At 43.3% G+C, this 13819-nt stretch carries 15 protein-coding genes and 1 pseudogene; 5 read left to right on the top strand and 11 right to left on the bottom strand.

Translation table 11 applies throughout. The features are described from left to right. The first annotated feature begins 350 nt into the window (after window positions 1-350). Window positions 351-656 (top strand): hypothetical protein, encoded by a 306-nt coding sequence (locus C8R11_RS17210; protein ID WP_219908631.1) that lies wholly within the window; start codon window positions 351-353, stop codon window positions 654-656. Window positions 657-1278: 622 nt separating this feature from the next. On the opposite strand, the gene C8R11_RS15265 is transcribed toward C8R11_RS17210, so the two are convergent. After that, complete coding sequence (locus C8R11_RS15265) at window positions 1279-1632, bottom strand: Spx/MgsR family RNA polymerase-binding regulatory protein (RefSeq protein ID WP_107796449.1); 354 nt, start codon at window positions 1630-1632, stop codon at window positions 1279-1281. A 410-nt stretch (window positions 1633-2042) separates the two neighbouring features. Here C8R11_RS15265 and C8R11_RS15260 point away from each other — a divergent pair, with 410 nt between their 5' ends. Next, complete coding sequence (locus C8R11_RS15260; RefSeq protein WP_107796448.1) at window positions 2043-2243, top strand: hypothetical protein; 201 nt, start codon at window positions 2043-2045, stop codon at window positions 2241-2243. Window positions 2244-2605: 362 nt separating this feature from the next. Here C8R11_RS15260 and C8R11_RS15255 read toward each other — a convergent pair whose 3' ends face one another. The 8 genes from C8R11_RS15255 to C8R11_RS15220 form a co-directional block, all read right to left on the bottom strand. Continuing rightward, the gene (locus C8R11_RS15255) at window positions 2606-3763 is read right to left on the bottom strand and encodes a cation diffusion facilitator family transporter (protein WP_219908630.1); all 1158 of its coding nucleotides are present in this window, start codon (window positions 3761-3763) and stop codon (window positions 2606-2608) included. 87 nt (window positions 3764-3850) lie between these two features. Continuing rightward, window positions 3851-4423 (bottom strand): plasmid pRiA4b ORF-3 family protein, encoded by a 573-nt coding sequence (locus C8R11_RS15250; protein ID WP_090703288.1) that lies wholly within the window; start codon window positions 4421-4423, stop codon window positions 3851-3853. 126 nt (window positions 4424-4549) lie between these two features. Next, window positions 4550-5158, bottom strand: coding sequence for a cell wall hydrolase (locus tag C8R11_RS15245; protein WP_244907724.1), 609 nt, complete (start codon window positions 5156-5158; stop codon window positions 4550-4552). A gap of 79 nt (window positions 5159-5237) precedes the next feature. Then, window positions 5238-6038, bottom strand: coding sequence for an OmpA family protein (locus C8R11_RS15240; protein WP_107796446.1), 801 nt, complete (start codon window positions 6036-6038; stop codon window positions 5238-5240). Window positions 6039-6116: 78 nt separating this feature from the next. Continuing rightward, the gene (locus tag C8R11_RS15235) at window positions 6117-6524 is read right to left on the bottom strand and encodes a DUF4398 domain-containing protein (RefSeq protein ID WP_107796445.1); all 408 of its coding nucleotides are present in this window, start codon (window positions 6522-6524) and stop codon (window positions 6117-6119) included. Between the two features lie 335 nt (window positions 6525-6859). Beyond that, a complete protein-coding gene (locus C8R11_RS15230) occupies window positions 6860-7891 on the bottom strand; it encodes a succinylglutamate desuccinylase/aspartoacylase family protein (protein WP_107796444.1) in 1032 nt (343 codons plus the stop codon). Window position 7892: 1 nt separating this feature from the next. After that, window positions 7893-8813 carry a 30S ribosomal protein S6--L-glutamate ligase gene (gene rimK / locus C8R11_RS15225; RefSeq protein ID WP_090703266.1) on the bottom strand — a complete coding sequence of 307 codons (921 nt, stop codon included), beginning with the start codon at window positions 8811-8813 and terminating at the stop codon, window positions 7893-7895. A 135-nt stretch (window positions 8814-8948) separates the two neighbouring features. After that, on the bottom strand, window positions 8949-9395 hold the full coding sequence (locus C8R11_RS15220; RefSeq protein ID WP_107796443.1) for an ATP-dependent zinc protease family protein: 447 nt from the start codon (window positions 9393-9395) through the stop codon (window positions 8949-8951). 392 nt (window positions 9396-9787) lie between these two features. On the opposite strand from C8R11_RS15220, the gene C8R11_RS15215 reads away from it, so the two are divergent. After that, entirely contained in the window at window positions 9788-10840 is a 1053-nt protein-coding gene (locus C8R11_RS15215; RefSeq protein ID WP_107796442.1) for an ABC transporter ATP-binding protein, read from the top strand. Between the two features lie 113 nt (window positions 10841-10953). Here C8R11_RS15215 and C8R11_RS15210 read toward each other — a convergent pair whose 3' ends face one another. After that, the gene (locus tag C8R11_RS15210) at window positions 10954-11730 is read right to left on the bottom strand and encodes a TatD family hydrolase (RefSeq protein ID WP_107796441.1); all 777 of its coding nucleotides are present in this window, start codon (window positions 11728-11730) and stop codon (window positions 10954-10956) included. Window positions 11731-11757: 27 nt separating this feature from the next. Beyond that, entirely contained in the window at window positions 11758-12207 is a 450-nt protein-coding gene (gene queD / locus C8R11_RS15205) for a 6-carboxytetrahydropterin synthase QueD (protein WP_107796440.1), read from the bottom strand. A 45-nt stretch (window positions 12208-12252) separates the two neighbouring features. On the opposite strand from queD, the gene C8R11_RS15200 reads away from it, so the two are divergent. Both C8R11_RS15200 and C8R11_RS15195 read left to right on the top strand, forming a co-directional pair. Beyond that, complete coding sequence (locus tag C8R11_RS15200; RefSeq protein WP_107796439.1) at window positions 12253-13113, top strand: radical SAM protein; 861 nt, start codon at window positions 12253-12255, stop codon at window positions 13111-13113. A 413-nt stretch (window positions 13114-13526) separates the two neighbouring features. Further along, window positions 13527-13819 (top strand): annotated as a pseudogene (locus C8R11_RS15195) (alginate export family protein); the annotation flags it as partial.

Here is a 13819-nt window from a genome sequence, read left to right as displayed (position 1 = left end):
AACACTACTACTTCTCTTGTTCTTAATACTAATTAATTAGTACTGCTCTTTTTGCAACAGCTATTGACACCCCCATAGGCGCCTTTTTCACTGTATCCAACAGGCTAGTCGACCTTGATATATAAAGTCAAGTCATTTGTCATAAAATCTCCACCTATAGTGTAGGGATTTTAATTGAATTTTCGAAAAATTCAATTTATTACAGAATATTAGTTTAATTTATCGAATAAAATTATTCGCCAACCTTAAGAGTATTTGCAAGACGAACTGTATGCCCGCTTTCTGATATTTTGGGAGATATCGCTCAATGGTTCAACAGGATTTGTTGAGTAACTTTGCGGCATTAACAAATGCAACGCACCTGTGACGAGTTAGGCATCGGAATCATATTTGCTGATTCGCCGCAAGGAAAAGGGAGAATCGAACGTTCATTCAATACCTTCCAGGACAGACTCATTTCTGAATTAAGACTCAATAAAATCAAAGATATGGATAACGCTAATCGCTATTTTCAGGATGTTTTTATTCCAACATTTTGGCGCAGTCACATCCAGGTTATTTCTAAAAATGACACCTCTGAGTTCACGTCAATCCCTGAGCACATCAATTTAGAAAATATTTGTTGTCTTGAAAGAATATCGGAAAATCAGGCATAACCACACGTTTAGCTATGGCAATAAGTTTTACTTAATTGAATCACCCCTCAAGCATTCTATTGCGAAACAAAAAATCGAAATCAGAAAGTCTTGTGATGACGGTTTCATCGCATATTTTGCTGCGAGGCACCTTGCAGTATCCGAAGTTGTTGAACCAACCAGGCCTTCTATGGTGGATCTGGAAATATAAAAGAAAGTCGATGCGATAGCGCTTGCTGAAACACTGCAAAATATAGCTGAAGCAGCCCGAATTAGCGGTGTGTCACGCCAAACCATATACAAGGGCCGCAGACTACTCAACTCAAAGCAAATCACCAGATTGAATTAAGTCCAGCAGGCGTTAGATACGTATGGTTGAGAGAAAATATGCAGACCAGTACCCTAAGAGAGTTCAGCGGTCAAAATTATCGCTCGCTGTAGCATAGCGATGATTGACTCGTTGCCAGAATAGTGACCCACTGTTAGGATGTTACGATAAAGTCCCCTGGTAATTAGTCCGCCAGTTTCCCATGGTAATGACACCAATACGTTTTGCACATCGTATAACAATGCAAACTGGTTTTCAACAATCAGTCAAGCCAACAAAAAAGATTCAATTAAGTAGCGTGCTTGAACCAGTTGTTTAGCGCCAAATCTTACTGAATTGTTCTTCATTAAAACCCACAGTTGCATGTTCTTTGTTGGTAATTAATGGCCTTTTAATCAGGCGACCATTGCCAGCTAGCAATGCTAGCTTTTCTCGATTTGAAAGTACGGGCATCTTTTCCTTTAGTTTTAATTCACGGTATTGCACGCCACTTGTATTAAAAAAGTTGTTTACCGGCGTATCAGCAAGCTCCACAATAGCGCTCAGTTCATTTGTTGATGGAGGATTCTCCATAATATCGACAAATTCGAAAGGAATTCCTGCTTGTTGTAAAAATTTCTCAGCCTTACGACAAGCGCCGCATTTTTTATAACCATAAAATTTAAGCATTTCTTCTCTGATCTTGATGTTAAAAAAACAGGTAACATACACTGCACAATAATAGAACGCTATACTTCTGGTATCTTTTAGCTAACTAAAATTGCTTTAGATTTGTATAATCAACTAAGTGCAATCTCTGGGTTAAGTGATCAGTTGTTATACCATTTGACCAGACCATCTGGAATTTTATTTAAAGAAATTGAAGCTCTATGTGAATCGTAGTGGGTGAGGTATATACGTTACAGTAGAACAATATTGGAAATAGCAGCGCCTTCTTGATCTCTTCAAGCATACCTGTATCTACATTACACTGTTTTCCAAACCAAGATCTCACCGTGCCATGTCTCAATATAGCTATACCGTAAACACATACCAAAAACGGATTTACTCTATTGCTTGAGACATTGCATTGATCATGAATGAACGAAAAATGCTGGATAAGCGAAACGTTGCGTGCTGACATACTTCAGCATAGCACTGATGGAACATCGACCCGCAAAGTTCATAATTGCGTTATATTGGGCGTGGATATGGAAACAGAACGCGTGATTCATACCAGGGAAGGTAAAAGTGAGCAGGCTGTCAAAAAAATGGCTATCATCTCGTATCAAAAGGTGTGATGAAGTTAATCAAGGATACACGCTTCCCTGTTTTTTTCGAAAACAGGGAATTCGCAATGCAGTAGCATCTTTATTTCATTGAGTTTGTTGACGGCACACCCGAAGACAAGAAGAAAACATTTCAATGCTTCCAACTGTCTGAGCAAACTCAACTCTATTTAAAAATACTTCAGATAAAATATTAACTGACACAGCTGACGAGATACAAAAACGCCGTCACCACACCTGATTGCTTAAATTTATTTTTAATAAAAAACGCACACAGCTTGCAGCAAGCTATAAAATCGTGTTTTTGACAAGCCTGTCACTTAATTCAAATAGCAAGCGACTTGACGCGCACATTGGAAAAGTCTATCCGCTTGTTAAATTTTGAATCGCACCTGCACATCACTGACATAAGGCAATGTATCAGAAGCCTTTCTGAGTTCATTCACCAGTTCTGTGGCTTCGTTCAAATCGCTCAATATCCAGATGGGCAGATCCAGTTCAATCTGGATCTCACCGGACAAATAATGCAACGTGACGGCATCAATCGCAGAAGCGGGTATTTGAGGCCAGCAGAGTTTAAGTGCTTCGATTATTTTTTCGCGGTGCGGCAAATTGTCACATGGTGACCCGGACTCATCATTTTCCGGATCAATATGCACCGTTACATCTGAGACAACATCAACGGCATCCAGCAACCGTCGCCGCACAGCATCGCCGATCTGATGACCTTCCGACACACTGACAAGCGGATCAACCTGAATATGTACATCGACGAAAGCGTCACCGGCACTTTTACGCGACCTCAACATGTGAACCGAACGCACACCTTTGACATCAAAAATATGTCTACGGATAGCATCCACTTCATCTCGATCAAGCGCCGTATCAATCAGTTCCCGCGTACTGGAGCGCACCAAATTAAAGCCGATTTTTGCAATCATGGCAGCAACGACTACCGCAGCCACCGCATCCAAATAAGGGTAGCCATACATGGTGCCGGCAATACCCAGCACAACAACAATCGAAGAAATTGCATCCGAACGACTATGCCAAGCATTTGCCATCAACATGTCAGACCGCAAACGGCGCGCGGCCGCAACGGTATAACGATAAACCCACTCCTTGGAGACAACCGACACAACCGCAACAGCTAATGCCAATCCACCGGGCACTAATAAAATTTCTGGTTCATTGAGCCGATGTACAGAGTCATAGGCGATTCCGCAGGCAATTCCCACCAAAACAATTCCCAATCCTACCGTCGCCAACGTTTCAATGCGGCCATGCCCATAAGGATGTTCTTCATCGGCCTCTTTATGGGCATGCTTGGCGGCATAAAGCACAAAGAAATCAGTAAGCAGATCGGAAAAAGAGTGAATACCATCCGCAATCAATGCTTGAGAATTGGCCATCCAGCCCGCAATAATTTTGGCAACGCCCAGCAAAAAATCAACAGCAGAGCCGATTAGTGTTACTTTGCGGACACCACGATAGCGGTGCTGCTGTGCAGTCAAATCCATATTTAAATTCATGTTAACGTTCCCATAACCCGTCACATTAAAGCGCAACTATCACAGAAATATCTTACTGAAATAGACGATGCTAATAACATCAATATTTTAACGCTTACGCCCACAATACTCATGCAACAGATTATTTACTGCATCCAGGTCAAAAAACGCCGAATCAAAATTACCATTCGCCCACTCACGCATTGCTGCATATTCCGGATGCAAAGAATCTGACACAGCTTCAAGAAACATTGCATATCCGACCGCACCACCCACATCTTCAGGTGGGCAGGCTCGTTTCCCTTTAATGCATATCGGCAGGACGGCATCATGTTTAAAAGGCAACACTTTTTCCAACAAAATTTCATGTTGCCAATCATCGCCAAAATCATAGTTATAAATCAACTTTTCCTTTTCCTGCTTTAATATCTGATCCAGACGAAATTCAGTTTCGTCATGAATGTCCAGAGGAAATTCGATTTCCGGTTCACCGTACCGCTCATTTTCTTTTACGAATTCATGTAAATGCGCATTTGCCCACCCCATGACAATCTGCAAAACATGATGCATTTCTCCCAGATTGGTTGTACTGGAAAGTAAAAACCGACGCCATATCGGTGGGCGAAAATTTTTCAGCGTAACTTTAAGCTGATAAATCGAACGTAACGATCTTGTATTCATGCGGTTATTTCCAATCATATAGATTCGCCCGAATTTAATCTGACAAGCAGGTATATTTCGCTAAAAATATGGCCTTCTTTGTTGTATAACACCTAAAAGCGCGCTAAAGATCGCCTGGAATAAGAACTAGTTTCCTGCCTCAGTGACAACAGTGGGTGGTTTATAGAAAATATGCTCGCCTATCTTCACAGTCTTGATAAATTCCGAGGCCCAATCGGGTATTGCTGTGTGGTGATGGAAATACAGTGCACCACCGGTCATATCCGAGAGCTGCTGATTGAGCGCTTTACGTGCGATTTCCTTGGCAAGTGCATAAGATTTCTCCTCTAGTGCATCATCCGAACGGCCATCGCACCACCACGAAAAATGACAGACTCCCTGTTCCCCGCCTTGCATGACGACATCACAGATCGTGTCAAAAAAATCCTCGTGACCAAGTCGATTCATTACTACATTCGCGATAGCCTGCATGCCGGCAGTCCCTTCGCTCCTAGCTTCCCAGTAAATGGAGCGTGCAAGGCATGACAACGCATCATCCAAAGGTTCTTCGCCATCTGGATCAACCAGTTGTGCTTCAGGGCTCGTGATAGTCTTGGCCGAAGCAGGGCGCGTACCATCGCTGGTCGCAGCTTTCTGCTCCAATATTTCAGCCTTGCGCTCAACGGCTCCCACCTTTTGCATTTGGTCAGCCGCAATCGCTTTCTCCAGACAAAGTACCAAAGCCAAGCAGACCACAATCGATATTAGGTGCGTGTTCAAACTTTTGACAGGGTTAATTCTGTTGCCACAAACCCGTTTCACTATCGATGAACAATTAGCGACTCAAGATTGGTTTGCCATCTTCATTAGCAACAACAATCTCTACGCGTCTGTTCTGTTGCCTCCCCGCTTCGGTCGTATTAGGGGCGACAGGATAAGCTTCTCCCAAACCAACGGTATTGATCCGCCGAGGGCTGACGCCATGTTTGATCAAGGCCCGCTGAACGGACTCAGCTCGTTGTTTGGAAAGTTTCAAATTATATTCATCGCTGCCAATGTCATCTGTAAAACCTTCAATTAACACACTGCGATTGGGATAATCGTTTAAATACTTGGCAATACGCGAAACAGTTATTTCACCGCCTGGCTGAAGCATGGCACTGTTAAATGCAAAAATGATATTCTCCAGTGTCATAATAATGCCGCGTTCAGTTTGCTCTGCTTTCAATGCATCAAGCTGAGAAGCGAGCTGCATCGCCTCCATTCTGGCGTCGCGAAGTTGGGTTGTTCTGCTTTCGAGAAGTAGTTGCTGACGTTTTTCCTTTGCTTGTTCAGTTTCTTGTTCAATTTGTTTTAGTTGATGACGTGCTTGCGCAATTTCTGTATTTTTAATCGAGACAAGTGCAAAATGATCTACTAAATATTTCGGCTTGTTATCTGCCTGCAGTTTATTTGCTTTCTCGAGGGCTTCTTTAGCATCGCCCATTCTTTGTGCAGCTGAATTTTGAATGCCGCTTATCATGTGTGCCGATTTATATTTACTCTCAGCCTCGCTCAACTGCTGATTAGGTAGATTGCTGGCACAGGAAATAAGCAGAAATAATATAGGTAAAATTAAAATAAACTTAATATTCATGACGAACTCCTTACATTACATGTCGTTATTGTTTCTATAATTTCTTTGAGAAAGTTAAACTGTTAATACAAAAAACTGCTAACGATTTAATTCGTTCTGTAATGTTTTTAAACCCATACTAACCTCATCAAGCACTTTTTGCGCGCGTGCACTCATCGTCTGTGATTCCGCTAATTGTGCATGTAATTCGGCTTCCTTAAGTAACCGCAGAGCTTTTTCACGCTCTCCATCTTTATCCGCCTTGCGGGCGTCCTCAAATTTTTTTTGTGCCTCATAAAGCTCGCCCCCCGCGAACTCATCGGCTTTCACTGCTTCAGCTTCTTTAATCTGCTTTTGAACACTAGCATAGCGGCTCTCATGGACGGGCGTACTTCCACAAGCTGCGAGCATCAGGCCTGCAATAAGCACTGTAAGCATATTCGCAATACAAAGCATATAATTCATCTTGAAGTTATCCGTGTTGTTATTTCTATTGACAGTAATCATGACAATTCCTCCAGATAGTTAATAAAATTTACAATCAAGCCTGCAACAACGAACTCATCAACAATTGAGTAATAGCGCAAGATAACATGTCCTTTTATTGAATTTTTCCGGCATACCGTGGATCAATACACATCCGGATATTGGAACGGTTAGTCAGATAAAGGAAAATTTCATATTCCTTTAACGCGTATTTAAAATCTACTTTACAGCATTTTTTCCAATCTGTTTAGCATAGCGGCGCTATTCCAACAGTGGACGTCCCGTAATGTTTCTGTTTCAAATGGATTATGACGGTTTGCATTCCTGTATCCTGGTTAAGACTCTACCAAGTATTGTTAAACCACCACAGGTTTAAACTCTGGCGAAATACTTTCATGAAACATTTCTATATGTTCCGCCACATCACGGTTATCTTCAAATTGTGCGATATGATAAATGGCCTCACCTTCGTGAACCAATGGCAATTCGGAGCGACCGATAATTAAGCCACTACAGGGAGAAATTACTGGTACTTCTAGATTTGAAACTGGATCGTTAATCGTGCCCAGTGTATCTTTAAATTTAATTTTTTCCCCCAAGGATTTTGCCACTCTAAAAATACCACTCCTTGGTGCCCTAACCCACTGACTGGATCGGGCTATAAAAGGTTCATTTTCAGAATCTTTGCGACCTCTACCGGTTGGAAGCATATCCATATTTCTCATGACCCCTAAAATGCCGCGAAGTCCTGCCCGGATAGAAACTTCATCAAATCTTAGTGCTTCACCAGCTTCGTATAACAACATTGGAATACCGTATTCTGAGGCAGCTTCCCGTAACGAGCCATCGCGAAAATTTGCATTCAGCAGAACCGGCACGTGAAATGATTTTGCTAACGACATCGTTTCCGCATCATCAAGATTTGCGCGAATCTGTGGTAAGTTACTGCGATGAATGGCACCTGTGTGCAAGTCAATTCCATGCGTACACTTTTCTACAATCTCTGTCATAAATAAATCAGCAATACGGGCAGCCAAAGAGCCTTTTTTTGATCCAGGAAAAGACCGATTCAAATCACGCCGGTCAGGCAAGTATCGTGAATGATGGATAATGCCATAAACATTCACCATCGGAATGGCGATCAGATCGCCTCGTAATTTGCTTAAGACAGGTTGCTTCAATAACCGTCTGATAATTTCTACTCCATTGAGCTCGTCGCCATGAATGGCTGCACTCACGAATAATCTTGGCCCCGGTTTTTTGCCACGTATCACATGAACCGGCATGGTCATCAGAGTATGGGTATAAAGTCTGGGCAACGGCAAATCAATTGTAATCTGGCAGTCTGGATCAATGGTCAGATCATTGATAATAAGCTCAGAAACCATATTACCCTTTGCCGCGCGTTTTGGACCGATCCGATGTATTTTCAAGCGACTTGATTCTAGATTCAATGAACTGAATAATAAGCGCAGCAATATCTTTATTACTGGCCGTTTCAATCCCTTGCAAACCGGGAGAAGAATTGACTTCCATGATGACTGGTCCATGATTCGATCGTAACAGATCAACACCGCACACATTCAGCCCCATTATTTTTGCTGCTCTGACGGCTGTTGAACGTTCTTCCGGCGTTAACCGCACCAAAGTCGCCTGTCCACCGCGATGCAGATTAGATCGAAATTCACCCTCAAGTGCCTGACGTTTCATTGCAGCAACCACCTTGTCTCCCACAACAAAACAGCGGATATCGCTTCCACCTGCCTCTTTAATAAACTCCTGTACCATGATATTCGCATTTAAACCCATAAAAGCTTGAATAACACTTTCTGCCGCTTTCTCGGTTTCAGCAAGCACCACACCGATTCCTTGCGTGCCTTCCAGCAACTTGATCACAAGTGGGGCACCGCCAACTGCAGAAATCAGGTCATCAATATCGTCAGGATTATGCGCAAAACCGGTTACCGGCAAGCCAACGCCTTTTCTGGCCAGTAACTGCAAAGATCTTAACTTGTCCCTTGAACGTGTCACAGCAACGGATTCGTTCAGTGGAAAAACATTCATCATTTCGAACTGCCGCAACACTGCGGTACCGTAGAAAGTAACTGAAGCACCAATTCTGGGGATCACCGCATCAAACCCAGTGAGCACCTCTCCCCGGTAATGAATCCTCGGATTATGCGCTGTAATATTCATGTAGCAGCGCAGCACATCCAGCACTTTTACTTCATGACCACGCTCAGTGGCCGCTTCCACAAGCCTTTTGGTAGAATAAAGTTTTGCGTTACGCGATAGAATTGCAATTTTCATGACTGACTCCTTGGGCCTTTCTTTGTTATTTATATACGCGCACAATACTAGAGCATCGGGGTTTTATGTGCAGCAGACTCCATAAACGACTGGACTGGCTTTGACAGATTGTTGTGATAAGCGTAGCAGCTATTGTTAAAGTCTTCCTTGCAAATAGGAAGCGCCGGGATTTACCAGAAAACGATTATTGATCGCAGTACGGCCAAGTAGCATGCGGAATTTCATTATATCACGTTGCGTCAACGTCAATTCCACGACATAAACATAAGTCCCCAGACACACGGGCGTCTCTATGACATAACGAAGCTGTTTATGTCCCCCGGAATCAGCCACTATTCGTCTGTCTTTTACTTGCGCGTCACACTCAACAACTTTCTCTATATTATTTTGAATAGGATGCATTGCAAACCTGATCCATTGTTGATTGTTTTTACTATATGCATCAATCCAGAATGCATGCAATGCCGATGTTCGCGCACCGGTATCCACTTTTGCCTTAATTTTAGGAATTTTTAAGTCTGGCAATGCAAGCCATTCCCGCCATCCGATAATCGGCAATTGTGAGTTTATTGCTTCTTTCATATAAACGGGAATAACATTAATAAAATAATTGAATGAACAGATTTTCTCGCTTCGGTGCCAAAACTGTATCGTGTTGTGGTTTTAGCATAAACACTTATAATAATATACCTGTTTGTAATTTTTTTTCATTTAACAATCAGATTCCTGCTTTACAACCAAAAGAGCATGCCGTAGCCGGATAGGCTTACGGTTACAAACATTCTCCGATCTGTCAACATACCAAACCCGCCCCGGTTAACACCACCTTCTGTTAACATATGCTGCAAGTCTGTTAACCTTAATTATCTATCACACTCATCCACACAACATATGGACCCGTTAAGATTGAGAAAGTCCATAAAAACAACCATAAGAACCTACGTAATTTCGCGTTGTAATGAGAAGAAAACAATATGAATACCGCGCTACTGCAACTCACTCACATTCGACAAAGCTACGACGAACATCATGTAATTAATGACTTGTCATTGTCGTTGTGGAAAGGTGAGATCGGTTGCTTTTTAGGTCCCAGCGGTTGTGGCAAAACTACGGCATTGCGCTGTATTGCCGGGTTTGAATCGATTTCAGACGGTGAAATTCTGATCAACAACCGCTGCGTCAGCGATGCCAAATCAGCCATACCGCCGGAGAAAAGGCAGATCGGCATGGTTTTTCAGGATTACGCATTGTTTCCACATCTTGACGTTGAAGCTAACATCGGCTTTGGCCTGCATAAACTAGCCAGATCCGAACGCAATGCACGTGTTGAAGAATGGCTGCATATCGTGCAGCTTTCGAATGTTGCCAAAAAATATCCACATGAACTTTCCGGCGGACAACAACAACGTGTCGCACTTGCGCGCGCTTTGGCACCGCAGCCGGCACTGCTCCTGCTGGATGAACCTTTCTCCAATCTGGATGTAAGCTTGCGTGAACAATTAAGTCTGGAAGTACGCGACATCCTGAAGAATCAGGGAGCCACCGCAATTCTGGTAACGCATGACCAGTCTGAAGCATTTGCCATCGCGGACAAGATTGGTGTCATGTTTGATGGCAATATTCAACAATGGGACACAGCCTACAATTTATATCACCGCCCCGCCAATCGGCTTGTTGCTGACTTTATCGGCCAAGGCGTATTTCTTCCCGGTAAAGTTATTGATTCACAACAGATTGAAATTGAACTGGGCATCCTGAAAAGTCCAGAACCGTTAACTTTCGCTAAAAACAACATAGTCGATGTATTGATGCGCCCCGATACCATTGTACATGACCATGCAAGCTCGTTACTGGCCACTGTGACGCACAAAGCATTCAAGGGAGCTGAAATTTTATATACTTTGCAATTAACAAGTGGTCGCAAAGTACTTTCCCTGGTATCCAGTCACCACAACCATGACATCGGTGAAAGAATCGGCATTAAACTCATTACCGAATATATTGTTGCTTTCAAAACAATAGATTAGCGTCTATATACTGCATTCTGAACGGCAAAAATCTCATTATAAATGTGCGCGTAAAAAACGCAGTCTGTGATTACGCAACAACTGATGACGTCAGCAGGCAGTTGTTTATCCGCTCATCCCACGAGAGTGGGCAGTTTGAATAATCTAAAAAAGTTAGCCGTTGTAGCCGCTGCGATTTCGTTAAGATTTACCGCGCGTAAGCGGGCTATCTCTTCAGCAACATGAAGAACAAACGCCGGCTGATTCAGTTTGCCACGGTAAGGCACGGGAGCAAGATAGGGCGAATCGGTCTCAATGAGCATTCGATTCAGCGGTGTCTTCTTGGCAACATCCTTTAATGCAACGGCATTCTTAAAAGTGACGATACCTGAAAAGGAAATGTAAAAATTCATATCGATAGCCCGTTTTGCCACTTCCCAGCTTTCCGTGAAGCAATGCATCACACCGCCGACTTGATCGGCACCTTCCTCGCGCATAATACGCAATGTATCATCTGCAGCGGAGCGCGTGTGAATAATCAATGGTTTATTGCATTGCCGTGCGGCACGGATATGTTGTCGAAAGCGCGCACGCTGCCATTCAAGATCACCTTGCAGCCGATAATAATCAAGGCCGGTTTCGCCTATCGCAATCACTTTGGGGTGATCAGCCAGTTGAACCAGTTGATGGGCGTCCGGTTCGACCTGGTTTTCGTAGTCGGGATGGACCCCCACCGAAGCGAACAGATTATCATGCGCTTGCGCCAGCGCCAGAACACGCGGAAAATCAGTCAGATTGACGCTGACGCATAAAGCATGAGTAACTTGATTTTCACGCATTTTATCGAGTAACACATCCAGATTATGGGCAAGATCGGGAAAATCCAAGTGGCAATGCGAATCAATAAACATTCTTTTTAAGTAAACAGTTCAGTATGATCAATGGGCGCCGCGGATGGCGTCAGCCCAGCAATTGGGTGTTTCAAACAACCGCACTTGCTCGAGTTGAAGGTGATTGCCATAGATATCCTGGTAGGCTTCATCTAGGATACCGAATGCTATCACGGCAAGATTCTCAGCTGTCGGCTGCACATCCAGCACGACAGTTTTGTGGTCTTCCAATGACTGCAGAAACTGCATGACAGGCGCATCACCGGAATAAACAAGAAAAGCGTGGTCCCATTTATCGACTAAAGCGCTTTTGGCAATTCGTTTAACTTCGGAAAAATCCATCACCATCCCTTGTTGTGCAACACCTTTCTCGGAGATAATATTACCAGACAGCGTGATTTCAATCACATAACGATGCCCGTGTAAATGACGGCACTGACTGTTATGCGTTGATATACGGTGACCGGCATCAAATTCCAGCTTGCGTGTAATTAACATACGTGCAATTTTAACATTACAAATTATTTTGGCAGGATTTTATCGTTGCAGCAAGTATCCAAACCATTGAACACATCTGATCACAGTCGTGACAAAGTCGGCTTGACATATGTTTATCCGGTCGTTTCACGCCGCGCAGGCGGTGTGTCGATCGGCATTAATCTGAACCCGAATAACGCCTGCAACTGGCGTTGCATTTATTGCCAGGTTCCCGATCTCACTCGCGGCGCCGCACCACCTATTATTCTGGAAAAACTGGAAATCGAGTTGCGTGGTTTTTTGCAGGAATTAGTGTGCGGCAATTTTATGCAGACACAAGTGCCACCCGAGGCGCGCACCATTAAGGATATTGCCTTATCGGGGAACGGCGAACCCACCAGCGCCAAAGAGTTTGAACAGGTAATTGAACTGATCGGACGCGTAAAAAAGGAATTTCCCTTACCCGAAAACTTGAAGCTGGTATTGATTACCAATGGCAGCCTGATCAACCGGCCTCATGTATTAGCCGGACTTAAGCAGATGGCCTGTCTGAATGGTGAAGTCTGGTTTAAGCTAGACAGCGCAACGCGCGAAGGTCGTTTACGCATCAACAACACGCGCATGAGCCTCAGGCAGGTGCGTGAAAACATCAGTCTGTCTGCCTCAGCATGCCCCACCTGGTTACAGACATGTGTTTTCAACCTGAATGCTCAACCGCCTTCGGAGAAGGAAACCGCAGCTTATCTCAAATTTGTTGACAGCTTACTGCAAGAAGGTGTTCCTTTGAAAGGCGTTTTAGTCTATGGAATTATACGGCCTTCTTTTCAACCTGAATCAGAATCCCTATCCCGAGTGGATAAAACATGGTTTGATTTATTCTGTAACAGAATCAGAAAGCTCGGTTTAGAAGTAAAGCCAAATTATTGATGGCAACACGCTTGCTCAATATAAAAAAAGCAATGGCATCAAGGACAGGGTATTGGAAATTCATTATTAGTTGTAAATACGCAACACAGAATGCTCATAAATATAGTTACGCAATATCAGCACGTTAGAATAACAATTGAATAATTTACAATGACCAGCATGCGACATAGTGACATTTAACAAGAAAAAGATCAATCAATTCAAGGCATTTGACTCATACTTCAGGTAAAATCCCCACTCACAGTAAGCCGAAGGATTTGAGCCATTACCTCTCACTAATCAAATAAAACAACAAAAACCCCGTTATGCGGTTTGAGTTGTTCATCATCATTACAAAGTGATTTTATATATTCAGCTTTGCTATGCGAATTAATGTTCAAAATAGATATTTTAACTACAGGAGTTCATTTTAAATGCATTCGCCTATCCGTTTAGCTTTTTTACTGACATCCTCAGTTAGCAAAAAAGCCGATTTGGTAGCAAGTTTATCCAGGTGGTCGTTGATACTTTGTCTTTGTTTCGCCGGTACGGCAGGCCTGGTTTTTCAGACGCACGCATCGAACCAGGATGCCACGTCAACTCAGACAACAAATAACGGCAAGTATGATTTTTCAAAAGTACCGCCTGTCAGTGCGCCACCGAAACCTGGCTTGTTTTCAGGACCACCATCGGGACCGGGCTATTACTCTGTCTGGGACATGATTAC

The sequence above is a fragment of the Nitrosomonas aestuarii genome, assembly GCF_003046585.1.
GTDB lineage: Bacteria > Pseudomonadota > Gammaproteobacteria > Burkholderiales > Nitrosomonadaceae > Nitrosomonas > Nitrosomonas aestuarii.
This window is presented reverse-complemented; position numbering and strand designations above follow the sequence as displayed.

Excerpts from the sequence above, each read along its gene's own strand:
- C8R11_RS17210 (WP_219908631.1), top strand. The coding sequence starts at position 351 with ATGCAACGCACCTGTGACGAGTTAGGCATCGGAATCATATTTGCTGAT.
- C8R11_RS15265 (WP_107796449.1), bottom strand. The coding sequence starts at position 1,632 with ATGCTTAAATTTTATGGTTATAAAAAATGCGGCGCTTGTCGTAAGGCT.
- C8R11_RS15260 (WP_107796448.1), top strand. The coding sequence starts at position 2,043 with ATGAACGAAAAATGCTGGATAAGCGAAACGTTGCGTGCTGACATACTT.
- C8R11_RS15255 (WP_219908630.1), bottom strand. The coding sequence starts at position 3,763 with ATGAATTTAAATATGGATTTGACTGCACAGCAGCACCGCTATCGTGGT.
- C8R11_RS15250 (WP_090703288.1), bottom strand. The coding sequence starts at position 4,423 with ATGAATACAAGATCGTTACGTTCGATTTATCAGCTTAAAGTTACGCTG.
- C8R11_RS15240 (WP_107796446.1), bottom strand. The coding sequence starts at position 6,038 with ATGAATATTAAGTTTATTTTAATTTTACCTATATTATTTCTGCTTATT.
- C8R11_RS15235 (WP_107796445.1), bottom strand. The coding sequence starts at position 6,524 with ATGATTACTGTCAATAGAAATAACAACACGGATAACTTCAAGATGAAT.
- C8R11_RS15230 (WP_107796444.1), bottom strand. The coding sequence starts at position 7,891 with ATGGTTTCTGAGCTTATTATCAATGATCTGACCATTGATCCAGACTGC.
- rimK (WP_090703266.1), bottom strand. The coding sequence starts at position 8,813 with ATGAAAATTGCAATTCTATCGCGTAACGCAAAACTTTATTCTACCAAA.
- C8R11_RS15220 (WP_107796443.1), bottom strand. The coding sequence starts at position 9,395 with ATGAAAGAAGCAATAAACTCACAATTGCCGATTATCGGATGGCGGGAA.
- C8R11_RS15215 (WP_107796442.1), top strand. The coding sequence starts at position 9,788 with ATGAATACCGCGCTACTGCAACTCACTCACATTCGACAAAGCTACGAC.
- C8R11_RS15210 (WP_107796441.1), bottom strand. The coding sequence starts at position 11,730 with ATGTTTATTGATTCGCATTGCCACTTGGATTTTCCCGATCTTGCCCAT.
- queD (WP_107796440.1), bottom strand. The coding sequence starts at position 12,207 with ATGTTAATTACACGCAAGCTGGAATTTGATGCCGGTCACCGTATATCA.